The following is a 26,628-nucleotide window of genomic DNA, read 5'->3' on the forward strand; positions in this document are numbered from 1 at the left end:
TAATTATTTTCTTTTGAAAGACCCACCTGTTTCAAGTAAATCTATTGAGCCCAAAGCAATCCCTGTTCCTTTCGCAACACAAGATAGTGGTTCATCTGCTATTGTAACAGTTATTCCTGTTCTCTGTTCTATTATTTTATCTAATCCATATAATAATGAGCCTCCGCCAGTCATTATTATACCAACATCACCTATGTCTGCTGCTAATTCAGGTGGTGTTTTTTCTAAAACAGCATGAGTTGCAACAACTATTTGTTCAACACATTCTCTAAGGGCTTCTAACATTTCTGTTGAGTTTATAGTTATAGAACTAGGAAGACCTGTAATCAGATTTCTTCCTGTTATTTTCATATACTTTTCTTCTTCTCTCTTAAATGCAGAACCAATTTCAAACTTAATTTTTTCTGCTGTTCTTTCTCCAATAAGAAGATTATGTTGTTTTTTCATGTACTTAACTATAGCATCATCAAATCGGTCTCCACCAACTTTTATAGATTCACTTACAACTGCTCCTCCTAGTGATATTACGGCTATATCTACAGTTCCTCCACCAATATCTATAATCATATTACCATTAGGTTGTGATATGTCTACACCAGCTCCTATAGCTGCTGCTATTGGCTCTTCTATGATATATACTTCTCTAGCCCCAGCTTGTCTAGTTGCATCCTCTACTGCTCTCTTTTCTACTTCTGTAACACCTGTTGGCACACATACCATAATTCTAGGCATGAAAAATCTTCCAAATCCCTTTTTATCAACTATCTTATCTATAAAAGATTTTAACATCTTCTCAGTTACATCATAATCTGAAATTACACCATCTCTTAAAGGTCTTATTGCAACTATATTACCTGGTGTTCTTCCTATCATTTTTTTAGCCTCTTCTCCTACAGCTAAAACAGAATCTGTTCTGTTGTCTATTGCAACAACAGATGGTTCTTCTAAAACGATTCCCTTACCACTAACATAAACAAGTACATTTGCAGTACCTAAATCTATGCCTATATCAGCTCCAGCCATTTTTTCAACTCCTTCATTTATATATTAGATTATATTATAAGCCTATTTATTAATACTCCTATAATAAAGCATATACAAAAATCTCGCTTTAATCAAGAGAAAATAAATGTTTTGAGGGTATTATTCTTTTACTATTTATAATTATCTAATATATTTCTTATAATAATTTAATGTAATAAAAAAAGTAGGTTTTTAACCTACATTTTTTTATGTTCCTTCTCATACTTTAATTTCGTTGCTAATCCCCCTCTAATATGTCTCTCTGATTTATTTTTGTCTAGCACACTTTTAACTTCTTTGGCAAGGGATGGATTTATTTCCTTCAATCTTTCTGTAACATCCTTGTGAATTGTACTTTTACTTACTCCAAATGTCTTGGCTGTTTGTCTTACTGTAGTGTTTTTTTCAAGTATATATTTTGCTACCACTATGGCTCTTTCCTCTATATGAGATCTCAAAGATTACCCCCCTCACATAATAGCTTTAATGATATATATGTAAAAACACCAAAAAATATAACAAGCTTAACCAAATATGATTAAACTTGTTATACTTTTACTTAATTAGACTCATTGGGTCTATAGATTTTTCTCCATTATATGCTTCTAAATGCACATGTATACCTTCTTCACTTTCTATCTGAGAAGTACTTCCTACAGTACCTAGTGATTGTCCTTCTGTTACTTTCTGATTCTTCTTAACACTAACATTTTCATCTAGATTTGAATATACTACTACAGTATTATTGTCGCTTTTTATTTTTACTGATTTTCCATATTCTTCATCGTCAAATACATCTACTACCATTCCGTTTAATAGAGATTTTATTTCTTTACCTTTAGTACAACTAACATCTATACCTTTATGAGTTTCCCAAACATCCAATGTTTTAGAATAACTAGGTTCTTTTTCTGAATACTCTCTTATTATCTTATCACCAATGTAATTTAATTTTGTTGTACTTGACTTATTTTCTTCTTTTGCCTTAGCTTTTTCTAAGTTTTGTTTTGAATCTGTCGCAGTAGGGATAGCATCTTTCTTATCTTTTTCAATTAAATGTATTTCCTCTTCACTATCTTTATTAGATTTTTCTATCATGCCTTTATTAGAAGCTAATTTATCTACATTATTATTTGTAAACCAAACTCCACCTACTGCTAATAAACAAACACATACAAATAAAGATAAATAAAAACCATCTTTTTCTAACAGTTTTTTCTTCATTTCGCACCTCCAAATATATTTCTACATTTGGATTATTGACGTGTTTTTGGTATTTTATACAATTATTAGTATATATCTTTTATTTTTGTATCAGTATAGTAATGTGATAATATATCATAGTATTTATAGCCTTCTTCTGCCATACCTTCAGCTCCCCATTGGCTCATACCAACACCATGACCATATCCTTTTACTACAAAATCTATGTATCCTTCTCCAAATTTTATATCAAAGTTTGCAGAATTTAAGTTAAAAACAGTTCTTACATCTTTACCTGTTACTTCTTTGTTTCCTAATTTTATTTTTTCTACAGTTCCAGCATCGCTTCTTTTAGTTATTGCAACTTGTTTACTCAAATTATTCACATCTATTACAATACTACTATAAAACTTTCTAAGACTCTTGACAAAATCTGTATTACTTATTTTAAGTGTTGATGCAAATTTTGGAGAATACTTATCATATGGGCTTTCTACAGATTTTAAATAAGGATATTTTGATGCAAATACTTCTTCACTATTCTCTGTTTTCCCTGAAGAGGTAGAGAAATAAAGAGGAAGTATAGCCTTATCATTATAAGTTATTATCTGCCCCTTAGTACCTTTAACTGCGTTTTGAATTTTAGAATACTTATTTTTAATCCATTCTTCGCCATTCAACTTTTTAAGAGTAGCATAACTCTTGTACTCTTGACAGTGTTTGTAATCAGTACATACCACTGCATTTTTATGTTTACTTGATTTCCCATGTTCTTGCTTATATACTACATACGTTCTAGCTGCTACAGCTTGGGCTTTTAAAGCCTCTATATCAAAATCCGAGGACATCTCACCAGCTAGTACTCCACATAGATAGTTTTCCATGTCCATTTTTTCAACTTTACTTGATATGTGATTATAGACATTTATAACTGGTGTTTTTTTGTCTACAGTTTCATAGTTTACTACCTTTTTCTCTTCTTTCTTACTTTCATCTTTAATATCATTTTTTTTAATGGTTTTGTTTATAGATACTACTTTCTCTGGTTTTTCAGTTAGTTCCACATTTTTGTAAGAAACTAAAGTTATCAATGAAGGGACTAACACAGAGCAAGTTACAAATCCTAACAAAACAACCAATGGGTTCTTCATATACTCTCCTCCTTAGCTTTTAAAACCTTGTATTTAAGTATATGAACAACCCCTATCAATTTATAACTTACTTATCTAAACCAATTATTAATCTTCTACTATTTTGATTTGACCACCTAATGCTGTTATCTTTTTATCTATATCAACATAACCTCTTTGAATATGGTATATTTCTCCTATTTGAGTTTCTCCTTCTGCTATAAGACCGCATAAAATAAGCGCTGCTCCTGCTCTTAAATCAGTAGCATTTACTGCTGCACCGTGTAATTCATCTACTCCATTAACAACCGCACTTCTTCCATCTATTTTTATATTAGCACCCATTCTATTGAATTCAGCAACATGCATAAATCTATTTTCAAAAACAGTTTCTATAACTACACCAGTTCCATTAGCTACAGTAAGCATAGCCATAAACTGAGCTTGCACATCTGTAGGAAACCCTGGATGTGGTAAAGTCTTTATGTCTATTGGCTTTAATACCTTTGGACCTACTACTCTAACAGAATTGTCCATCTCTGTAATTTCACAACCTGCTTCTCTTAATTTAGCTACAACTGGCTTTAAATGCTCCATTAAAACATTTTCAACTGTTATGTCACCTTTTGTCATAGCTGCTGCAACCATATAAGTTGCTGCTTCTATTCTGTCTGGAATTACATTATGTTCTGCTCCTTTTAACTCCTTAACACCTTTTATCTTTATAGTGTTAGTACCTGCACCTTTAACATCTGCTCCCATTTCATTTAAGAAATTAGCTAAGTCAACTATTTCTGGTTCTTCTGCTGCATTTTCTATTATTGTAGTTCCTTCTGCTAAAGAAGCTGCCATCATTATATTTTCAGTAGCTCCAACAGATGGGAAATCTAAATACAATTTATTTCCTACTAATTTTTCTGTTGCAGCTTCAACAAAACCATGGTCCATTTCTATTTTTGCACCTAAAGCTTTAAATCCTTTTAAATGTAAATCTATAGGTCTCGTTCCTATAGCACATCCTCCTGGCATAGAAATTTTTGTACTATTAAATCTAGCAAGTAATGGTCCCATAACCAAAAAAGAAGCTCTCATCTTTCTTACAAGCTCATATGGAGCTTCACAAGTTTTTATATTACTTGCATCAACAGTAAGTATATTTTCTTTATATTCAACTTCTGCTCCTACATGTCTCAATAAATCTGATATAACATGAACATCTCTCAAATTTGGGACTCCATTTAAAGTTGATTTCCCGTTCGCTAATAAAGTTGCTGCTATTATTGGTAAAACTGCATTTTTTGCACCATCTATTTTAACACTACCTTTAAGTGGATTACTCTTTTTTACTATTATCTTAGCCATATTTTCTGATCTCCTCATAATTAATAATCTAATTTTATAATTGGTGTGGCAATATATATGAGTGTTTTTCCATCGTCCTCATTATATTTAATTCCTATATTTAAATTGATTTTTTCCCCTAAATATTCTAAATCATCATCATTTAATACTTTACTATATGCTGTTATAGATAAAAAGTTTACGTCTTTCACTTTATCTATTTGCTTAGCACTCATATTATATAATATTTTTTGTAAAATATCATCATATTTGTGGTTTTGTAACCTTTTTGTGTATTCTCCAACAACACAAGCAGATACATCTACTTGAGATGAATATTTATTTAACACATTTTCTACACTACTATAAATATCCTCTTTATGTTTATATACTTTGTTGTCCAATATGTCAACTATTATGTAGCTTTCTTTATTATTTTTATTTATTCCTTTTATAGAAATTTCTTTATCGCTATCTTTTATAGTAGCACATAATTGTATTTTATCGCCATACCCTTTTTCATTCCAATTTATTCCTTTTTCATCTAGCTTTAGATTGTTAATTATTTCTAGAAAAATATTATGTAATTCTTTATTTGATAAATTATAATTTATAACAGAATTAATTTTCATATTATAATATTTAAAATCAGCTTCTGAAGTTTCAAGAGCACTAATTAGTTTATTATATCTAGTATTTATGCTTGTATCCGCATAAGATATTGTCATGCCTATAGCCATTAACATAAAAAAACTTACAACTAATTTTATTATCTTCATAATAAAAATCCCCCTTAAATTTGTTTTTCTCTATAACAGAATTATTAACAAATTTAAGAGAGATATACTTCATCATTATGTATTTTTATGCATTTTGTAATTTTATATTCAATAAATGTTTTTCAAACTCTTCAATTCCAATTCTCTCTAATACTTTACTTATTCTTTCTCCTGGACTTGCTAATTGTTTATATGTATAAAATACATCTTGCACTAATTCTTCTATATTATCTTCTGTATACAAATTACTAAGTCTATCTCCAAATCTATAGCCTCTTCCCATTCTACCACCAAGATAAACAGCTAGTCCTTTTTTATCAACTTCCATAGCTCCAAATGGACATGCTTGAGCACACTTTCCACAATTTACACATTCTTCTTTATTCCACACTAATTTCTTATCTTCCATATAAACTGCTTTTTGTCTACAGGATGATGTACACAACCCACAATTTTTACATTTCTCTTCATTAAATTTTACATATACTTGACCTACTATACCCACATCATTAGTATTCGCCTTTGCACAGTTATTTGGACATCCAACTAATGTAATTTTAGTTTTAGATGGTAAATCATATCCAAAATATGAATCATGTAACTTTCCACATAATTCTTGTGTATCATATATTCCATGTTGGCATACAGTACCCTTACATGCGACTAATGGTCTTACTTTTTTACCCGTACCACCATGCTTTAACCCTACAGCTTTTAAATCTTCCTTCATTAAATCTATATCTTCATACTTTATCCATGGTATTTCAACAGCTAATCTAGTAGTAACACCTAAATAACCTCTACCATATTTTTCAGATAGCTTTGATAAGTTGATAAGTTGTTCTGCTGTAAAGTTTCCAGCTCTACTCAATATTCTTATTGAGAAATACCCTTCTTGGCTTTGAGCTAATATACCTTCAGCTTTTAACCTTGCTTTTTCAGCTTTACTAATCATATTTCACACCTCATAATATATAAATTTCTAATTCTATATTGCTAATAATATGTTTAAATAAGTGTACATCTATATAAGCATATTCTAACTATGTTTATATTTTAAAACATAACAAAGGTATATTCAACTTAATAAACTGAATATACCTTCATTTTAAACAATTATATTGTATTTTTTACAAAATTCTATTTTAAATCTCCTATTTCAATTGGATTTGAATCATCAAGACTCCATCCCATCCATCCATCACTATAGAGAGAAGTATTTTCAAATCCCATAACATTTGCATATGTTAATACCTCTGCAGCACGCCATCCACTGCCACACATAAATGCAAGTTGTTTATTAGTATCTATATTTTCTTTATCCCACATTTCCAAGATCTCATATTGATTTCTCATTGTGTTATCTATATTACGGTACTCTTCTAGTGATACACTGTCACTACCTGCATAACCATATAAGGCTCCTGGTATACGCCCTTTTTTATCATAATAGCTATATCCAGATATTTTACCTATATGTTCATCCCAAGAACGATTGTCCACTAACGTAAATTTATTTTTATCTCTTAGCTTTTGCTTTAATTCTGGTATACTAACAATTAGTTGTGGATTAGCTGGTATATTTGCCCCAAAAGTAGTACATGAACTCTTTGGATTGCTAGTTAACTCCAACTCATATCCTTCTGATAACCATGAGTTTATTCCGCCATTCAAAACTCTTACATCTCTTACTCCTATATATCGTAATATAATAGCAATTCTATAAGAAGCCATAGATGCACTACTTGAAACTATCACAGTATCATCTTTTGTAAATCCATAGTCTAAAGCAAATTTGGCCAAATTATCATCATTAGTAAGCATCCATGTTGGAGGAGGTTCTATAATATCAGTATTTATATGAACACTTGTAGGTATATGCCCTTTTGCATAAGATTCTTTTTCTTCTCTGAATTTCTTTGACATAATTTGTACTCCGATTTCTAAGCAATCTTTTATTATTTTAATCTATTTAACTAAATCAAAATCATATTCATCTACACCATCAATTGAATTATATACTTTTGTAAATCCATTCTCTGAAAGTATTTTAGCTGCTTGTCCACTTCTATTTCCAGTTCTACAGTATAAGATTATATCCTTATTTTTATCAAGTTCTCCCATTTTCTTTTCTGTGTCTTCTAATGGTATATTGATAGCTTCTTTTAAATGTCCAGTTTCAAATTCCTTTGCCTTTCTAGCATCTATCACTATAGCATCTTTATTTTCGCTTATTAACTTTAACATTTCAGGCGCAGTTATATCATTATATTTAACTAATCCATAATCAAAATCTTTTACACCTTCTGCATTATAAACATCTTTAAATCCATTTTTTATTAATATTTCAGCCGCTTTTGCACTTTTTTTACCTGAGTTACAATACACTAATATAGTTTTATCCTTATATCCTTCTAAATCACTTAATTTACCTTCTAAATCATCCACTGATATATTTATACCATTTATAATATGACCTTTAGCATAGTCGTCTGCACCTCTTACATCTAATATCAATAACTCTTTATTTTTCTTCATCATTTTTACAGCCTCTTCTCCTGTGGCTTCTTTATAACTAGTCTTATCTTGACTTTGAGAAGATTCTTTTGGTTTTTCTGATTCTTTAGAATCACAACCAACTACACTCCCTAATGTTAATACTAAAGTTAAACCAATAGCTAAAACTTTAAATCTTTTACTAAATTTCATAAAATTACCCTCCAAATATTAAAAATATTCCCTTTTTTGATATAAAATCTTATTTTATTATAGTATTCGAATTCATTATAACAAAATTAAAATATATTTGATACTTATTTACTTGATTACAGTTATAGTTTTTTTCTATAATTCAATAGGAAAGAATAGAATTTTTCTTTGTTCTATAAATACATTTACCTTTTCATTTATTTCATATAAATTATTGTTACTACTAGCTTTTAATACAGTTCCGTCAATATCTACATCATAGTAAATTTTATCTCCTGCATATCTCTTTCTTAATATAATCCCTTCTCTTCCTACATCATTATTAATCGCTTTTAGGATTATACTTTCTTTTGGTATCATTAATTCTACATTATCTATATTTATATTTTTATATTTATCTAATTTAATAGAAATTATATCATTTACAAATTCTCCGTTTCTTATATTTCCTATTAAATAATTTTTTTCTCCAAATATATTTGCAACTTCTTTACTTTTGGGATTTTCATAAAGGTTATCTGGCGTGTCGAATTGTTTAACCTCACCATTTAACATAACTGCTATTCTATCACTCATCATCAATGCTTCTTCTTTGTCATGTGTTACTAATACCGTTGTTATCTTTAGATGTTTTTGTAATCCTAATACAAATTCTCTCATTTCATTGCGTAAATTAATATCTAAATTTGAAAATGGCTCATCTAATAACAGTACCTTTGGATTTATTGCTAAAGACCTTGCTATTGCAACACGTTGTTGTTGTCCTCCTGAGAGTTCGTTTGGATATTTATTTTCATATCCTTTTAGCTTAACTAAATTTATAAGCTCATTTACTTTACTTTGTCTTATATTCTTGTTTATTTTTTTCATTTTAAGACCAAATTCTATATTTTCATATAAAGTCATATGTGGAAATAGTAAATAATCTTGAAAAACTATCACAGTATCTCTTTTTCCTATAGGTATATCTAATACTGATTCATTATTTAAAAGTATATCTCCGTAATCAGGATGTAGAATACCAGCAATTAATTTTAGAGTAGTACTTTTTCCACAACCTGATGGGCCTAAAAGAGAAACTATTTCTCCTTCTTTTATATCCAAATTCATATTGTTTAAAACTTTTATTTTGTTAAAACTCTTACATAAATTTATAAGTTTAACTGATGACAATTGTTACACCTCCAATCGTACTAAAATAGCCTTGTATTTTGAATATGTTTATATTTCTTTTTTACATTGTATTCTATTATTATCAAGATAAATAAACTTATTATTAAAAAAACCATACTATACAAAGATGCTATTGTCCTGTCTCCACTTTGTATATATGGAAACATAATCATTGGATAGGTTATGACACTACCTCCACCTATAAGAAGAGTCAAAAAATATTGACTAAATGATATTATGAAAGACATACTTGATGCACCCAATATCCCTGGCAAAATCAAAGGGAAAGTCACATATCTAAATGTATTAAATCTACTTGCTCCAAGTACTCTCGCTTGTATTTCTAAATTATCACCTATTAATTTATAAACATCTGTTATTATTCGAACTGAATATGGTATGCATGGAAGTATATTTATAATAATTACTCCCAAAATATTATTGGCTAGACCTATTCTTATAAATGCTATATGTATGCCCATAGCAACAGATATTAGTGGAATTATAATTGGAGACAATATCAGTAACTCACAAAACCTTTTTCCTTTAAAGTTATATAATGCTAATGCTTTGGATGCTGGTATGCTTAATAAAATAGTGACTAAGACTACAGTTATTGATATTATAATACTTCTCAAAATAATATTCAGATTACTTATATCTAAAATATATCTAAATCCTCTTAATGAAAATTCATTAGGTAAAAAATTTGGAAATGGCCATGTATTTACAACTCCCCATATTGCCAATAATATTATAGGAGTTATAATAACTACAAACAGGATATTAAGAATTATATTAAATTTTTTACTCATAGATACTCCTATACATTATATTTTGATATTTTATTAAAAAATCTATCATAAATTATTAATAGTATAAAACTTATTCCAGATAATAAAACATTGATACACATTGAGATTGGTCTTTGCATTAAATCTGAGCTAGCATAACTCAGATATGCTTGAACTGGTAATGCTTTTGGAGTTGATGCTCCTATTAAAAAAGGAACTTCAAAAGAACCAAACGAAAAGGCAAAAATTATTATAAATGAAGAAATTATTGTGGGCATAGCAAGTGGCAACACTATATATCTAAAAGTTTGAAGTTTACTTGCACCTAAATTTATAGATACCTGTTGTAGATTATCATTTATATTTTTCAGTATATTATAAACCATTAGTGTTATATATGGTATTCCTTTCCACAGATAAACTAAAATTATCCCTATTCCGTTTTTATCAGAAACCATTGGTATAAATTCAGATGAATCCTTTATTATATTGAAAAAGTAAAATACTCTTGAAATTATACCTGTTTGAGAAAATATTATAAATACCAACAATACAACTATTATATGTGGAACTACTAGTGGAATATTTAGAATCATATATCTAACTTTAGAAAATCTATTTTGAGACATTATGTATGCTAAAAGTATACCTATAATAACAGCTAAAATCGATGACACTAAAGAAATCTTCAAACTAAAGATAAGAGATTCTAAAAAATTAGAATCTCTAAAAATTTCTCTATAATAACTTAATGTAATTTGCTCAAGACCAATCTGAGGAAAAAATCCTAGACTTTGCGAGATGCAATTTATAATTCCTACACCCATTATAAGTATCAAGATGATAGATACAGGTGCTATTAATAAATATGGAATTATTTTATCATTAATTATTTTACTTTTCACTTTCTAGTACCTCTTGAGTCCATATTTTTTCTATTATTGGAACTATTCCTGCTTTTAATTCTGGAACTGAATTTTTTAATACTATAGTTTCACTAAATTTCTTAACATCTTCACTTGGAATCTTTTTCATATCTAAAACAGATGTATCTCCCCAATTTTTAGTTTCTGTCTTAGAGGATTGTGCATCTATACTCATCAAGAAATCTATTAACGCTATTGCACCTTCTTTATTTTGAGAATTATCTGGTATAGCAACAAAGTGTGTGTTACTTATATTTCCTTTTTCAAATTCTATTGCTTTTGTAGATTTGCTAAACTCTCCATTTTCTATTCTTCCTAATAATACATTTGGAGCATAAGTCATTGTAAAATAAGTTTCATTATCTGAATACATATTGTCTAACTGGGAAGATGTCGCAGGATAAGTTTTACCTTTATTCCATAAGTATGGTTTTATTTCTTTAAGATAATCCATAGCTGGTTGTATGGCTTGTTTTACTTTAGCTTCATCTTCTGGTAAATTTTTTACTTTATCATATCCTACTACATCATATATTATATTTCTAACAAATGCACTTCCTGTAAAATCTGGTGGAGCTGGATAAGTAAATTTTCCAGGATTAGATACAATTGCTTCTTTTAGTGTTTCTGCATCAGTTATTTTTGTATTAATCTTAGATGTATCTGTTACAACTGCAAATTGAGATTTACCCCAAGGAGCTTCCATCCCCTCTACCTTCACTCCGAAATCTGTAGTAATATCTTCAGAAGATGAATCAACATACTTTTCATAATTAGAAAGTTTCTCTACAAAAGGTCCAAATAGCAATTTATTCTCTTTTGCTGTTTTAAAGTTTTCTCCATTTATCCAAACCACATCTATAGTACCCTTAGCACTTCCAGCTTGTTTTTCTGACAATAGTTTATTAAGAATGTTTTCTATATCCATTCCTACTCTTTTTAAAGTTATGTCATAGTCTTCTTTCATCTTTGGAATTACATAACTATCAAACCATTTATTCATTACTTCATTTCCACCATATCCATAAAAGTTAACTGTTGTACCTTTTGCAGATTTTAAAATCTCTTCATTGCTACTTTCTAATATGTCTTTTTGAGGCTCTTCTTTTTTATCGTTATTTGAGCACCCTACCAATCCAAATATAAGTCCTAAACATAATAGTATTGTTAATATCCTTTTTTTCATTTTTTCCCCTCTCGAAAATTAATTTATAATATTTTTTTTGCTTCTAATAGTCTTTGAACTGCTGTAAATAAAACTACTATAGAAAATAGATTTGCTATCATCCCAATATAACTTTGAAATAAAATCATCAAAGTAAAAAGTATAAATCCCTCACTCCTTTCAGCTACGCCAGCTTGATAATAAAATGATTTCATACCTTTTTTATCAGTTAAAGCACCAACAGTTAAAAATATAGTCATTGAGATAAGAATACTACTTAAAAGAATCATTAGATTTAATCTTACATCAATCATCTTCAAACCAAATACTAAAATCATGCTTATTTCTACTATTCTATCAAAAGTAATATCCATTAATGTTCCAAATAAGGATGTTTTATTACTACTTCTAGCCATATCACCATCTACAGCATCTAGGTATCCTGAAACCCATAATGTAATTATTGCTAGCACTTTCATATCGAGATATATAAATAAAGACGTAGATATTCCAACTATAAGCGCTATTATTGTTACGTTATTTGGGGTTAATTTAAGTTTTAAAAAGAACTCTGCTCCCTTGCTTATAAATGGCTCTACATATTTTCTTGCATGTGTATCTAACATATCATTTCCTTTCATTAGCTTATATACTTTTTATGTGCATTTATTAAGTTTCTATATTCATCTTCTTTGCTAATGCTATTCCTTTATACCTTGTGCTCCATTTTTTAATAGATGATGTTTTTTTCTGGGTTAATTTATTTTTGTTTATAACATCAACATCAAAAATAAAATCTAATACATGTAGTGCTTTTTTATCTGCCATTAACATAGACTCACAACAAGATTGACAGTATGAGATTACATAATCTGTTTTTTTATTATTTGCTCTATTTTTGGTCTGGTTTATAGCAACTTCATTATTAGTAACCCTTACCATACCTCCAGAGCCACAACATTCTGTGTTTTCTCTATTTTTTTCAAATTCAATTATTTTTATTCCCATAAAACCCAGTATATCTCTGACTGACTCATGTATATTATTCTCATTTCTTATAGGGCATGGGTCATGTAATAAAAATTCCTGATTTAAATCATCATAATGATTTTTTAGATTTTCTGGAAGCCCATATTCTTTTATCACCTCCCATATTGAAATCACTTTTATATCACTATTATTTCTTATAGTATTAAAACAATTGGGACAAGCTACGATTACCTCATCTATATCATTTTCTCTAAATAGCTTGTCTATTTTAGAATAATATTCATCAAATTTATTTGTATCTCCCATAGCTAAAGTTGGCTTGCCACAACATTCAAAAGCTAAGGATATATTTTCTATATGATTTTCTAAATATTTATATGTTTCTAATACTAAGTCACTACTATAACTAGAAAGGCTACATCCTGGGAAAAAAATCTTTTTAGTGTTTTTTTTAATAAATTGTTTTGAGAATAATGGAGAGAAACTATTAGTTTGATGAAATTTTATTGTTCTATATCCTATATCATTTAATTCTTTTTGATTATCATGGAATATTTCTTTCCTTACATCAAAAAATATTTCTTTTAAATCTATATCTTTTGGACACTCTACCTTGCATATTCCACATAACATACAGGAATATGGCATATTTTTATTTATTGATTTATTTTGTAAAATATCTATCATAAGTTCTCTTGGTGAATCTCCAAATTCTTTCATCATAGGGCATACTTTAAAACATTTTTTGCAATTTATACAATCATCGTTATTTTTTTCGATTTTTTTTAATGTCTCTAGTTTTAGCTTTACTTCTTTTATACAAATACACCTCCAGATTGATTAATAGTTTTTTTCTATAATAAAAAACTCATTCTATAAAATTATAACAAATAGAATGAGTTTTTTCTAATAGATATTATCTATGCAATTTTTAATATATTTTTATTCAACTGTTACTGATTTAGCTAAGTTTCTTGGCTTATCTACATCGCAACCTCTTAGTACAGAAACATGATAAGCAAGTAATTGCATTGGTACAACTGCTAATATTGGTGATAAAATATCATCTGAGTTTGGTATATATATTATTTTTTCAGCAGCTTTTTCAACGTCTTTATTATGACTTTGAGCAATTGCTACGACATAAGCTCCTCTTGCTCTTACTTCTTCCATATTAGAAACCATTTTTTCAAATAATTTTTCTTGAGTAGCTATAGCAATTACAGGAGTTCCTTTTTCTATTAATGCTATTGTTCCATGTTTTAATTCTCCTGCTGCAAAAGCTTCTGCATGTATATATGATATTTCTTTTAATTTCAATGAACCTTCCATTGCTAAACTATAATCTATACCTCTTCCTAAATAGAAAGCATGGTCAGAGCTAACAACTGTTTTAGCAACTTCTTTTATATATTCCTCATTGTCTAATATTTCTTGTATTTTTGATGGTATTTCTTTCATCTTAGAAATCATACTATCATAAAATTCTCTAGTTATTGTTCCTTTTTTAATAGCAAAATCTAAAGCTATCATATATAAAGAAGTTATTTGAGTTGTATATGCCTTAGTTGATGCAACTGCTACTTCAGGTCCTGCCCAAGTATAGAAAACATCATCTGATTCTCTTGCTATAGATGAACCTACAACATTAGTTATTGAAAGTATTCTTGCTCCTTTAGCTTTTGAATCTCTTAATACTGCTAAAGTGTCTGCTGTTTCACCAGATTGGCTAACTAATATTACTAATGAGTTTTCATCTACAAATGGGTCACTATATCTAAATTCTGATGCTATATCAGTTATTACTGGTATATTTACAAATTTTTCTATAGCATACTTACCAAGTAATCCAGCATTATATGCTGTTCCACAAGCTACTATATAAACTTTATTTATTTTATCTAAATCTTCTTTAGAAATATTTATACTATCTAAAATTATATTTCCATTATCATCAAGTCTTCTTTCTAGAGTCTCTCTAACTCCTGTTGGTTGCTCATGTATTTCTTTTGACATAAAGTAATCATATCCACCTTTAGATGCAGCTTCTACATCCCATGTTACATGGAATACTTCTTTTTCTACAAGATTTCTATTAGAATCATAAATTGTTACATTTTCATCTTTTAGGTGAACTATCTCTCCATTGTCTAAGAAATAAACATCTCTAGTATATTTTAATAAAGCAGGTATATCTGATGCTATAAAGTTTTCGCCTTCACCCACACCGACTACAAGAGGACTATCTTTTCTTACTGCAACTAATTCATTTCCATGATCTTTACATATAACACCTAATGCATAAGCTCCTCTTAATTTTGATATAGTTTTATATACAGCGTCTAACAAGTTACCTTCATAGTATTTATCTACTAAATGTGCTATTACTTCTGTATCTGTTTGAGATTCAAATTTAACACCTTCAGAAATTAATTCTTCTTTGATTTCCATATAATTTTCTATTATCCCATTATGAACAACTGCTATTGTTTTAGCTTGATTAAAATGAGGATGTGAGTTTACATCAGATGGTTCTCCATGAGTTGCCCATCTTGTATGTCCTATTCCCAAATTTCCATCAATAGGATTTTTTTCTAAATCTTCTGCAAGCACAGAAAGTCTACCTTTGAACTTTCTAATATTAAGTTCATCACAATTAGAACCATTAACTGCTACTCCTGCTGAGTCATAACCTCTGTACTCTAACTTAGAAAGCCCCTCTACGATAACTTCTGCTGCCTTTCTACTTCCTAAATATCCAACTATTCCACACATTATTTGTGTCCTCCTAAAAATATTATTTATATATTTTAAGAGTTAGGTCATATAAGTTTACTTTGGCTTCCCTTTGTCCATAGGATTACTCCTATTATTTAAAGAAGTCTTTCGATGGTAAACACACCGCAGAGCATCCGCCGACAATTCGATTAACTCTGACCTCGTCAACTTAGTTCCAATAATACTTAATTCTTGTGTCTATAACTAAGTTCTGGCGCTTAGAAAGGTGTCCTCAGGGTTTATATCTGAGAATACCCTTATAAATTACGATAATTTTTCTTGTATAAGATTAGCTAAATTTGTTGCTAATTCTTTTATTTGACCTTCCTCTTTACCCTCTAACATAACTCTAACCAATGGTTCAGTTCCTGATGGTCTTATTAAGACTCTACCATTTCCATCTAAAATAGATTCTATTCTTTCTATTTCAGTTTTTATTTCTGGATATTCCATATATTTGGTTTTATTTTCATTTTTTATTGTTGCATTCACTAATACTTGTGGATATTGACTCATTATTGATGCAAGTTCTGATAAAGGTTTCTTTTCTTGCAGTATTATATTTGCAAGTATTAAAGAACTAAGAACTCCATCTCCTGTAGTATTGTAATCTAAGAATATCATATGTCCAGATTGCTCTCCACCAAGATTATATCCATTTTTAACCATATATTCTAAAACATATCTATCTCCAACTGCTGTAGTAGATAATTTTATTCCATTTTCTTTTGCAGCTATTGCTAATCCTATATTACTCATAACTGTAACTACTAAAGTATCTTGTGCTAATTTATTATTTTTCTTTAAATTTAAAGCACTCAATATCATTATATGGTCTCCATCAACAATTTGACCCTCTTCATTTACTGCAATTAATCTATCAGCATCTCCATCATATGCAAGACCTAAGTCAGCATTATGTTCCAAAACAGCCTTTTGAAGTTGTTCTGGATGTGTAGAGCCACATTTATAATTTATATTGTTTCCATCTGGTGAACTATTTATTGAAATTACACTTGCTCCTAATTCATCAAATACTATTGGTGCTACTTTATACGATGCACCATTAGCACAGTCCAAAACCACCTTTAATCCTCTAAAATCAGTGTTAATTATTGATTTTAAATAATCTACATAGTCTCTTTGTGCATAATGCTCATGTAATCTTCGTCCTACATTTTCACCAACTGGCATACAATCTACTTTATCTATATCATCTATATATTCTTCTATCTTTAACTCTATTTCATCATCCAATTTATATCCATTTTTATTAAAGAATTTAATTCCATTATATTCAACAGGATTATGAGATGCAGATATAACCACACCACAATCAGCACCATATTTTCTAGTTAAATATGCAACTGCAGGGGTTGGTATTATTCCAACAGTAATAACATCACATCCAACAGACATAAGACCTGCTATTAAAGATGCCTCCAACATATCTCCAGATATTCTAGTATCTTTACCTACTACTACTTTTACTCTATGGTCTCCTTGAGCTAAAACAAATCCACCAGCTCTACCAAGTCTATATGCTAAATCACATGTTAATTCTGTATTTGCTATGCCTCTAACTCCATCTGTTCCAAAATACTTTCTCACTAAATATTCTCCTTTCATAATTGAAAAGCTTGTAATTTGTATTATATTTTTATAATTCATAAAATACTATTATATTCTTAATTTCAGTCATAAAAATATTTTAATACTTCTCAGCAAAAAAGACAATAGAAATAATTCTATTGTCTTTTTTTTGACATCTTTTTTCTTTATTAGTTAGTTGCTCCACAACATGCAGCATCCATACCTTTTTGTAAAGCTTCTCTGTTTAATGGAACAAATTTTTCTTTTCTAGGTCCAAAAACTTTTTTAAATGCTTCTAATACAGATTCTATATCCACTGTATCAGCTACTTTTAAGTAAGCTCCTAGCATTATCATATTAGCAACTTTATCATTACCTAATTCAACAGCTAATTCATTTGCTGGGATATAATAAACATCTACATCTGTTCTTTCAACTTTTTCTTTTATTAAAGAACTGTTTACTATTATTTTTCCACCAGGTACAACATCGTCTTTAAATTTTTCAAATGCTGGTATATTTAATAATATAGCTGCAGTTGCATCATCTGTTATAAGTGGAGAACCAACAGGTTCACTAGATACAGTTACTGCACAGTTTGCTGTACCTCCACGCATTTCTGGTCCATAAGATGGTAACCAAGAAACTTCTTTTCCTTCTAACATTCCTGCATAAGTAAGTAATTGTCCCATAGACATAACACCTTGGCCTCCGAAGCCTGCACATATTACTCTAGCTGTAGACATTTACTTCACCTCCTCAACTTCAACATTTTTGAAATTTCCTAATGGATAGTATGGTATCATATTGTCTCTTAACCATTGTAAAGCATCATTTGGAGCTAGTCCCCAGTTTGTAGGACAAGTAGATAATACTTCTACTATTCCAAATCCTAATCCTGCTTGTTGAACTTGGAATGCTTTCTTTATAGCTTTTTTAGCTTGTCTAACATGAGCTGGAGTATCAACTGCTACTCTTTCTACGAATACAGCTCCTGTTAATGTAGCTAACATTTCACTTACTCTTATTGGATAACCTTGAGTTTCAGCATTTCTTCCTGATTGAGCAGTAGTAGCTCTTTGTCCAACTAATGTAGTTGGAGCCATTTGTCCACCAGTCATACCATATGTTGTATTGTTTACAAATATAGTAGTTATTTTTTCTCCTCTAGCAGCTGCATGAACTATTTCAGCAGTACCGATTGAAGCTAAGTCTCCATCACCTTGATAAGTGAATACTGTGTTTTCAGGATGAACTCTTTTTATTCCTGTAGCAGCAGCTGGTGCTCTACCATGAGCTGCTTCTTGAGTATCACAGTTAAAATATTTATATCCTAAAACTGAACATCCAACTGGAACAACACCTACAGCATCACCTAATACTCCTAATTCTTCTAATACTTCACCAACTAATCTATGGATTATACCATGTGTACATCCTGGACAGTAGTGAGTTTGAGTATCTTGTAACCCTTGAGTTTTTTTAAATACAACAGCCATTATCTAGCACCTCCTGCAACCAATTCTCCGGCAATAATTTTTTTAGCTTTTTCAACTATTTCTGCTGGTGTTGGAGTCATTCCTCCTGGTCTTCCATGGAAGTAAACTGGTAATTTACCTTCTACTGCCATTTTTACATCTTCCACCATTTGTCCCATACTCATTTCAACAGTTAATATGTTTCTAGCACTAGGGATTTGGTCAAATGCTTCAAATGGGAATGGCCATAATACTTTAGGTCTTATAAGACCTGCTTTTATTCCTTCTTCTCTTAATATATCAATTGCACTTTTCACTATTCTTGAAGTAGTTCCATAAGCTGCAAATATAAATTCAGCGTCTTCTGTTTTGTACATTTCATATTGTACTTCATTTTTTTCCATTTCATTGAATTTAGCTTCTAAGTGCCAACAGTGATCTTCTAATACTTCTGGCTCTAAGTATAAAGAGTTTATTACATTAGGTACTCTTTTTCCTTTAGTTCCAACAGTTGCCCAATCTTTAGGAGGCAATTCTCTCTTCTTTTCAGGAGCTTTGAATTCAACTGGCTCCATCATTTGACCTATCATACCATCTGCAACTACCATAACAGGTGATCTGTAGTAATCTGCAACATCAAAAGCTTCCATTATCATATCAACAGCTTCTTGAACTGTAGCTGGTGCGAATACTGGAGTTCTGTAGTCTCCGTTTCCTCCACCTCTTGTAGACATAAAGTAGTCAGCTTGTGAAGGTTGTATACTTCCAAGTCCTGGACCACCTCTCATTACGTTAAGTACAACACAAGGAACTTCTGCTCCTACTGCATATGTTATACCTTCTTGTTTTAAAGCAACGCCTGGTGAAGATGAAGAAGTCATAACTCTTGCTCCTGCACCTGCTCCACCATAAACCATGTTTATCGCAGAAACTTCTGATTCAGCTTGAACGAACGCTCCACCTATTTTAGGTAACTCTCTTGATAAATATTCTGGTAATTCACTTTGTGGAGTTATTGGGTAACCGAAGAAATATTTGCAACCAGCTTCTATAGCTGCTTTTCCAAATGCTTCGTTACCTTTCATAAGTATCTTAGCCATTAAAATTCCCCCTTAAATATTAATTTAAATTAATCTCTTTCTACTGTTATAACTACATCTGGACACATAGTTGCACAACTTGCACATCCTATGCATTTTTCCATTTCAGAAACAGTTGCTGGGTTATACCCTTTTTTGTTTATTGTGTTTGAGTCTAATTGTATGATTTTTACTGGACATGCTTCAACACATAATCCACAACCTTTACAACGTTCTTGATTAAAAGATACTTTTCCTTTAGCCATTTACCTAAGCCTCCTTAAACTTTCTATATATTTGAGCTCAAACTACATCCAGTCTTCTCTCATATATAATTTTATCGGAAAAATTTCTCCCTCTAAATCTTTTGGTAATTGTTCAACAAGATTTTCTAAGCATGCAACATATCTTATTGGTATATTACATTCCTTAGAAACTTCTTCTGCAACTTTTTGACCTCTTAAAACATCATCAATAGTAGTAAACCTAATAAGATGAGTATTATTAATTAGACCTGTTACCTTTAGTTTAGAAGATTTCTCTATTTCCTTTATATATTGGATAACTTCTTCAGAAGTTTGAGTTTTCTCCCTATTTGCATTTATTACAAAAAGCATGTCATAGTCGCCTTCTTTTAATAAATGACTAAATCTTCCTATAACTCTAGCACCTACATTATCTCCACCTAAGTCTATAACAGAATTGTATGAATGGTCAACCATAGGTGACATTACTTCTGCTGATACTGCTGGTAAATCTAATGTTGGAGCATTAATTGAACTATCTATTGGTTGTATACCTAAAGATTTCATTAGCTCTTTCTTTTCTCTAGTTCTAAAGTATACATTTACCACATCCAAATCGGCTATAGCAACTTTGCCAGAAACCATCTCTCTTAATTTAACAACATAGTTCATCGCAAATTCACTTTTACCACTTCCATAGTGACCTGTTATGATTCTTATTCTTTTATCATTAGTTATCATAAACTTGAGCCTCTTCTTCACCAGTTAAAACTCTAAGTCCACCTTGAGCTAATGCAATCATTTCATCTTCACCTGGATAAACTTTTACATCTGCTATAAATTTAACTCCATCTGCAATCATATCTGTAAACATTTTTGAATATGCGATTCCACCAGTTAATAATATTGCTTTTACATCTCCCTTAAGAACTGCAGCATTAGCTCCTATTTCTTTAGAGATTTGATATGCCATAGCTTCATATACTAATTTAGCTTTTTCATCACCAGCTTCAATTCTTTCTTCAACTTCTCTAGCATCATTAGTATTTAAGTATGCAACTAATCCACCATTACCTTTTATTTTCTTTTTAATTTCATCTTGAGTATATTCTCCACTGAAGCACATTTTTACTAATGCTCCTACTGGTAATCCACCACTTCTTTCTGGAGAGAAAGGTCCTTCTCCATCTAATGCGTTTGCAACATCTACTATTCTACCATTTTTATGAGCTCCAACAGAAACTCCTCCACCCATATGTGCAACTATAAGATTTATATCTTCATATTTTGTGTTTATCTCTTTAGCATATCTTCTTGCTATTGCCTTTTGATTTAAAGCATGTACTACACTTGCTCTACTTATTTCAGGCATACCAGAAATTCTAGCAACCTCTTCTAGTTCGTCCACAACAACTGGGTCTACTATGTATGAAGGAACATTAACTTCATCACCTATTTGTTTTGCTATTATACCACCTAAATTTGAAGCATGTTCTCCTAAAACTCCTACTTTTAAATCTTCTATCATAATGTCACTTACTGAGTAAGTTCCACCTTTTATAGGCTTAAGAAGACCACCTCTACCTACTACAGCATCTAAGTCAGATGTTTTTACTCCACCTTCTTTTAATGCTTCTTCTATTACTTGTTTACGAAATTCAAATTGGTCTGAAACTTTCTCATATTTTCCTATTTCTTCAGAAGAGTGTCTTAGTGTTTTTTCAAATACTAAATCCTCATTATCAAATACAGCTATTTTAGTTGATGTCGAACCAGGATTTATTGTTAAGATTTTAAATATTTTGCTCATTTGCCTATTTCCCCCTTAAATTTAAGCCTTTGCTGCCATTAAAACGCCCAAAGCTATTGAGTTTAGTTTAGTTTCTTCACTATCTGCTCTAGAAGTTAATATTATTGGTGCTTTAGCTCCAACTATAACTCCTGCATTTTTTGATTTTGAGAAAAATACTAAAGCTTTATATAATATATTACCACCTTCGATGTCTGGAGCCAATAATATATCAGCTCTTCCTGCTACAGGATGATCTATACCTTTATGTTTAGCTGCTTCTAAAGACACTGCATTATCTATTGCAAAAGGTCCACCAACCATACAACCTTTGATTTCTCCTCTTTCATACATTTCTTCAAGTTCTTTAGCTTCAACTGTATCTTTCATTTTTGGATTTACTTTTTCTTTTGCGCATATTGCAGCAACTTTTGGTTCACTTATATCTAATGAATGTGCTACTGTGCAAGCATTTTCTATGATTTGCTTTTTAGTATTTGTATCAGGAGCTAAGTTCATAGCTGCATCAGTTACGAAAAATAATCTGTCATACCCCTCTACATCAAATACTGCTACGTGGCTTAATACATTACCAGTTCTAAGACCTACTTCTTTGTTTAAAACTGCTTTTAGTATTATTGATGTGTCTACTAAGCCTTTCATTACCATATCGGCTTTTCCTTGTGAAACTAATTCAACAGATTTTAGAGATGCTTCTGCTAAATCTTTTATATCTATTACTTCATAATTTTCGATATCCATGTCTATGCTTTTTGCAATTTCTTTAGTCTTCTCTATATCACCTATTAAAATGGCATTTGCTATTTTTTCTTTTCTAGCCATTTCAACTGCCATTAAAACTTCTTTATCTTGACAACATGCTACTGATATAGTTTTAGGTCCTCTTTCCTTTGCAAACTTAATTACTTCTTCAAAACTTCTCATGCATTTCCACCTCATCTTGAATTTTTTGAAATAGAACTTTTATATCTCAATTAAATTATAACTCGTTCAGCAACGTTTTCCTAGGGATAATTGAAATATTTAATTCAAAAATATTTATTTAAATCTATTTATCAGTCTTTTTTCATATATCTAACACTTTTTAGATTTAACAAATATCTCATTGTCCTTATTTTATAATATAACTAAAATAAACAAGATGCAACAAAAACATAAAATTAACAAACTTAATTTTATAGATTTTTTTGTCGCATCTTGTAACAACTAAATATTCAAAATATTTGTTCATTCCACTTCAACAATATTAGGTTCTATATTTATTTTTTTAAATTGATATGTTGTTTCATATTTTATTTTATATTTACCATTTTCAGCAGGTGCTTCTGATAAATCGATATATAACGAAATATCTTTTTTATTTAGCTTACTTAAATCTTCTGCTGACTCTACAACAACTTGAATATCTCCAGTAGAAATTATACTTGGATTGTCCATATTTGCTGGAATATTTCTTAACATAATATCTTCTGGACTATATACAAACTCAGCGCTTAATTGTTTTGTTTCATTTAGCTTTATAGTTATAGAGGTATCATCAATAGTTATTCCTTCTGGAATCTCTAGACTCACTTCTTTTTCTTCTCCATTAGCTAAATCAACTAAATCAATAGGTTTTGTCTTAATATAATTTATTTTGTCTATATTTTCTTTTTTACCTTTTATTGTAACTTCATCTTTACTTAATTTATAATTTTTCAATGTATTATTATCTTGATTATTATCCTTTAAATCTACTCTTATTGGTACAGTTTTTTCTTTTAATAATTCTACACTTGCTGTTACAGAACTTGAACTTAATGTCACACCTTCAACCTTAGTTCCATCACTATTTAAAGGTATTAAATCCAATTTTTTAGAGAAATCTTCTGTCTCATTGCCGACATTTAGATTAGCTCTTACACTTTTAACTTCTTTAACTAAACTCATCGGACCCGATATATCGACATAATTTTTACTTAATTCAATATTATCTATATTTCTTTTTGAATTCCCACTTACTTCTACCTTTATATCTCTTTTTTCTTTTATATTTTTCTCAAGATTTACTATTAAAACGTCATGCTTAAATTCTAAAGTAACACCTTGAGGAATATTTGCTTTTAAATATACTTCCTTCTTACCTTGTATTGGGTCTTCAACAGTTCCATATACATGTATATCCTCTTTTTTAACTTTTTGTACCTTTGATAAACTACCTTTTATATACACATCTGCTGTTAATTTTTCGTCTGGATATATAACAAGATTTTTATCATTTAAATCACTCATATTACTTATAGATACAGGTATATCTTCAAACCCTCTAGTTTCTTCAGGGTCAACTACAGCCATAACATACATCCATAAAGCAATTGCACTTAAAAATGATATTATTTTTATTTTGGTATTATTTTTTAGTCTATTTATCATTTAAATATACCACCTTTGAAAAAACTTCTTGTTTCTGTATTCGTTTTTAGATTACTACGTAATATATTCATCATTCTTTCTCTAGAAATATCTCTATATAACTTACCAGCTTTAGCAATTGATACGCCTCCAGTTTCCTCTGATACAATCAGCGTTATACAGTCAGAGACTTCACTTACACCTATTCCAGCTCTATGTCTAGTACCTAAATCTTTGCTTAAATCCTTACTCTCTGTTAACGGCAAGAAACATGCAGCCGCCTTTACCTTAGAGTCCCTAATTACAACAGCTCCATCATGTAATGGTGTATTTGGTATAAATATATTTATCAATAATTGCCTAGAAATTTCGGCATCAATTATAGTTCCTGTATTTATTATATCACTTATTCTGGTTTCTCTCTCCATTATGATAAGAGCTCCTATTTTTTGTCTAGAAAGTGAATATAAAGCTTCTACAATCTCTTCTATAGTTCTATTAAGAGTTTCTTCTGAAGTATTTACATTTTTTCCAAATAAATTAAACTTCGCTCTTCCTATATGTTCAAGCCCTGCTCTAAATTCTGGCTGAAAAATTATAAGAGCTGCTATAACTCCGTAATCCAGCGCCTTAAGAGATATCCAATAAACGGTATGCAATTTAAAAGTGTTACTAAGTTGAGTTGCTAGCAAAAGAAATATTATACCTTTAAATACTTGTTCTGCTCTTGTGTCTTTTATAAACATAAATATTTTGTAAAAAATATATGCTACTATGGATATGTCAATTAAATCATATATACTCATTCTTAATATTATATTAAAAAATTCATTTAAAAAAGAATTTATATCTAACACAGTTTTATCCTCCTGTTCGATAACTTCTTAATTATTTACACTATGTATTATACTATATAAATCTAACTCTATACAAACTATTTAACTTTTGTGTAAATAATTCTATTTTTATAGATTGAGATTGTTAAATAATCTCTAAATACATTAAAAACATTGCTAATCAAATATATATTTTCTATTAAAGTTAAATCTAGTTTAAATAATTCAAATCATCAAGGCGCGAATACAAAATAGTACTCGCGCCTTGATGCAATTTTATACTATAAAATCTATTTCAAAATACATATTATCTTTCAATATATTTTCACTACAATAAATTTAATAATCTATTTATTAATTATATAAAATTGTAACATTATTTTTATTAATATTATATTAGTAATATTATTTTTATATTATACCAATAATTTCCTTTATAAATAATTTATATCAACTTCTATTAATATCTTATTATGTATCTTTTCTAGAAATTATCTTTTATAATTAAAATAATTAAAACAGCTTATCTATTTTCAAAGTCATACATATATTACTTATAAATATAACAATTCATTTAATACAATCTACAAACACCATATTATCAAGTATTTAGAATATCTAGTATTTCATAATATATTTCATCGTTCTTTTTCAGTATAAGAAATTAATTTATGAATTTAAATAGTATTCTAATGTCTCAGTACTATAAAGTATACAGTATAATGTATATGAGCCTATTTACTAATAATTAAGTCTATGCAATAAATCTTTCTATAAACTTCTTGTAGACTATTATACATTACCATTAATATGATTACAATATTAATGAATATAATGTAACTCTTATATAATTATAAAGAAAAAGACACAGGTGACATGCATGTATCCTGTGTCTTTTTAAACAATATAAAAGTTTACTATAAATATAGTAAACTTTTCTTAATGAGCGCACAGGGATTCGAACCCCGGACACACGCCTTAGAAGGGCGTTGCTCTATCCAGCTGAGCTATGCACCCAAATTATTATGGAGCGGGAAACGAGATTCGAACTCGCGACTTCAACCTTGGCAAGGTTGCGCTCTACCACTGAACTATTCCCGCTTATTTAATTTGGCGACCTGGAAGGGGTTCGAACCCTCGACCTCCAGCGTGACAGGCTGGCATTCTAACCAACTGAACTACCAG

The 26,628-nt window shown here is 29.8% G+C and carries 26 protein-coding genes and 2 tRNA genes; all 28 read right to left on the reverse strand.

What is annotated here, in order from left to right:
* Window positions 1–3 precede the first annotated feature (3 nt).
* Window positions 4–1,023 (reverse strand): rod shape-determining protein, encoded by a 1,020-nt coding sequence (locus tag KGF41_RS08315; RefSeq protein WP_003425449.1) that lies wholly within the window; start codon window positions 1,021–1,023, stop codon window positions 4–6.
* A 197-nt stretch (window positions 1,024–1,220) separates the two neighbouring features.
* Window positions 1,221–1,481 (reverse strand): sporulation transcriptional regulator SpoIIID, encoded by a 261-nt coding sequence (gene spoIIID, locus KGF41_RS08320; protein ID WP_044212029.1) that lies wholly within the window; start codon window positions 1,479–1,481, stop codon window positions 1,221–1,223.
* 97 nt (window positions 1,482–1,578) lie between these two features.
* A complete protein-coding gene (locus KGF41_RS08325; RefSeq protein WP_227434544.1) occupies window positions 1,579–2,247 on the reverse strand; it encodes a M23 family metallopeptidase in 669 nt (222 codons plus the stop codon).
* A 65-nt stretch (window positions 2,248–2,312) separates the two neighbouring features.
* On the reverse strand, window positions 2,313–3,377 hold the full coding sequence (spoIID, locus tag KGF41_RS08330) for a stage II sporulation protein D (protein ID WP_227856562.1): 1,065 nt from the start codon (window positions 3,375–3,377) through the stop codon (window positions 2,313–2,315).
* A gap of 87 nt (window positions 3,378–3,464) precedes the next feature.
* Window positions 3,465–4,718, reverse strand: coding sequence for a UDP-N-acetylglucosamine 1-carboxyvinyltransferase (gene murA / locus KGF41_RS08335; protein WP_227827882.1), 1,254 nt, complete (start codon window positions 4,716–4,718; stop codon window positions 3,465–3,467).
* Window positions 4,719–4,738: 20 nt separating this feature from the next.
* The gene (locus KGF41_RS08340; protein ID WP_227839399.1) at window positions 4,739–5,476 is read right to left on the reverse strand and encodes a YwmB family TATA-box binding protein; all 738 of its coding nucleotides are present in this window, start codon (window positions 5,474–5,476) and stop codon (window positions 4,739–4,741) included.
* 85 nt (window positions 5,477–5,561) lie between these two features.
* The gene (locus KGF41_RS08345; RefSeq protein ID WP_227856563.1) at window positions 5,562–6,431 is read right to left on the reverse strand and encodes a 4Fe-4S binding protein; all 870 of its coding nucleotides are present in this window, start codon (window positions 6,429–6,431) and stop codon (window positions 5,562–5,564) included.
* Window positions 6,432–6,616: 185 nt separating this feature from the next.
* Complete coding sequence (locus KGF41_RS08350) at window positions 6,617–7,402, reverse strand: rhodanese-like domain-containing protein (RefSeq protein WP_227856564.1); 786 nt, start codon at window positions 7,400–7,402, stop codon at window positions 6,617–6,619.
* Window positions 7,403–7,444: 42 nt separating this feature from the next.
* Window positions 7,445–8,185 (reverse strand): rhodanese-like domain-containing protein, encoded by a 741-nt coding sequence (locus KGF41_RS08355; protein WP_227856565.1) that lies wholly within the window; start codon window positions 8,183–8,185, stop codon window positions 7,445–7,447.
* Window positions 8,186–8,320: 135 nt separating this feature from the next.
* Window positions 8,321–9,358, reverse strand: coding sequence for an ABC transporter ATP-binding protein (locus tag KGF41_RS08360; protein WP_227827887.1), 1,038 nt, complete (start codon window positions 9,356–9,358; stop codon window positions 8,321–8,323).
* A gap of 20 nt (window positions 9,359–9,378) precedes the next feature.
* Entirely contained in the window at window positions 9,379–10,173 is a 795-nt protein-coding gene (locus KGF41_RS08365) for an ABC transporter permease (RefSeq protein WP_227856566.1), read from the reverse strand.
* Between the two features lie 8 nt (window positions 10,174–10,181).
* The gene (locus KGF41_RS08370) at window positions 10,182–11,057 is read right to left on the reverse strand and encodes an ABC transporter permease subunit (RefSeq protein WP_227827889.1); all 876 of its coding nucleotides are present in this window, start codon (window positions 11,055–11,057) and stop codon (window positions 10,182–10,184) included.
* Window positions 11,047–12,264 (reverse strand): ABC transporter substrate-binding protein, encoded by a 1,218-nt coding sequence (locus KGF41_RS08375; RefSeq protein ID WP_227850246.1) that lies wholly within the window; start codon window positions 12,262–12,264, stop codon window positions 11,047–11,049. The genes KGF41_RS08370 and KGF41_RS08375 overlap by 11 nt, the downstream gene beginning before the upstream one ends.
* 23 nt (window positions 12,265–12,287) lie before the next feature.
* Window positions 12,288–12,884, reverse strand: coding sequence for a CDP-alcohol phosphatidyltransferase family protein (locus KGF41_RS08380; protein ID WP_227850245.1), 597 nt, complete (start codon window positions 12,882–12,884; stop codon window positions 12,288–12,290).
* A 28-nt stretch (window positions 12,885–12,912) separates the two neighbouring features.
* Entirely contained in the window at window positions 12,913–14,070 is a 1,158-nt protein-coding gene (locus KGF41_RS08385; RefSeq protein WP_413841048.1) for a (Fe-S)-binding protein, read from the reverse strand.
* Between the two features lie 105 nt (window positions 14,071–14,175).
* The gene (gene glmS, locus KGF41_RS08390; protein ID WP_227827892.1) at window positions 14,176–16,008 is read right to left on the reverse strand and encodes a glutamine--fructose-6-phosphate transaminase (isomerizing); all 1,833 of its coding nucleotides are present in this window, start codon (window positions 16,006–16,008) and stop codon (window positions 14,176–14,178) included.
* Window positions 16,009–16,275: 267 nt separating this feature from the next.
* Window positions 16,276–17,622, reverse strand: a complete 1,347-nt coding sequence (glmM, locus tag KGF41_RS08395; RefSeq protein ID WP_227856567.1) for a phosphoglucosamine mutase — start codon at window positions 17,620–17,622, stop codon at window positions 16,276–16,278.
* Window positions 17,623–17,792: 170 nt separating this feature from the next.
* The gene (locus KGF41_RS08400; RefSeq protein ID WP_227839389.1) at window positions 17,793–18,350 is read right to left on the reverse strand and encodes a 2-oxoacid:acceptor oxidoreductase family protein; all 558 of its coding nucleotides are present in this window, start codon (window positions 18,348–18,350) and stop codon (window positions 17,793–17,795) included.
* On the reverse strand, window positions 18,351–19,103 hold the full coding sequence (locus KGF41_RS08405; RefSeq protein WP_227827895.1) for a thiamine pyrophosphate-dependent enzyme: 753 nt from the start codon (window positions 19,101–19,103) through the stop codon (window positions 18,351–18,353).
* The gene (locus KGF41_RS08410; protein ID WP_227434529.1) at window positions 19,103–20,182 is read right to left on the reverse strand and encodes a 3-methyl-2-oxobutanoate dehydrogenase subunit VorB; all 1,080 of its coding nucleotides are present in this window, start codon (window positions 20,180–20,182) and stop codon (window positions 19,103–19,105) included. Before KGF41_RS08410 ends, KGF41_RS08405 begins: the two co-directional genes overlap by 1 nt.
* A 29-nt stretch (window positions 20,183–20,211) precedes the next feature.
* On the reverse strand, window positions 20,212–20,427 hold the full coding sequence (locus KGF41_RS08415; protein ID WP_227434528.1) for a 4Fe-4S binding protein: 216 nt from the start codon (window positions 20,425–20,427) through the stop codon (window positions 20,212–20,214).
* Window positions 20,428–20,469: 42 nt separating this feature from the next.
* Complete coding sequence (locus KGF41_RS08420) at window positions 20,470–21,147, reverse strand: ATP-binding protein (protein ID WP_227827896.1); 678 nt, start codon at window positions 21,145–21,147, stop codon at window positions 20,470–20,472.
* On the reverse strand, window positions 21,137–22,216 hold the full coding sequence (gene buk, locus KGF41_RS08425; RefSeq protein WP_227827897.1) for a butyrate kinase: 1,080 nt from the start codon (window positions 22,214–22,216) through the stop codon (window positions 21,137–21,139). Before buk ends, KGF41_RS08420 begins: the two co-directional genes overlap by 11 nt.
* Window positions 22,217–22,237: 21 nt before the next feature.
* Window positions 22,238–23,140, reverse strand: coding sequence for a phosphate butyryltransferase (ptb, locus tag KGF41_RS08430; protein WP_227434525.1), 903 nt, complete (start codon window positions 23,138–23,140; stop codon window positions 22,238–22,240).
* A 303-nt stretch (window positions 23,141–23,443) separates the two neighbouring features.
* A complete protein-coding gene (locus KGF41_RS08435) occupies window positions 23,444–24,628 on the reverse strand; it encodes a CdaR family protein (RefSeq protein WP_227827898.1) in 1,185 nt (394 codons plus the stop codon).
* On the reverse strand, window positions 24,625–25,464 hold the full coding sequence (gene cdaA / locus KGF41_RS08440) for a diadenylate cyclase CdaA (RefSeq protein WP_227434523.1): 840 nt from the start codon (window positions 25,462–25,464) through the stop codon (window positions 24,625–24,627). Before cdaA ends, KGF41_RS08435 begins: the two co-directional genes overlap by 4 nt.
* A gap of 922 nt (window positions 25,465–26,386) precedes the next feature.
* Window positions 26,387–26,460: transfer RNA gene (locus KGF41_RS08445), tRNA-Arg, on the reverse strand.
* 9 nt (window positions 26,461–26,469) lie between these two features.
* A tRNA-Gly gene (locus KGF41_RS08450) sits at window positions 26,470–26,544 on the reverse strand.
* Between the last annotated feature and the right edge of the window lie 84 nt (window positions 26,545–26,628).

Source organism: Clostridioides sp. ZZV14-6150 (genome assembly GCF_020657875.1).
Taxonomy (GTDB): Bacteria; Bacillota; Clostridia; order Peptostreptococcales; family Peptostreptococcaceae; genus Clostridioides.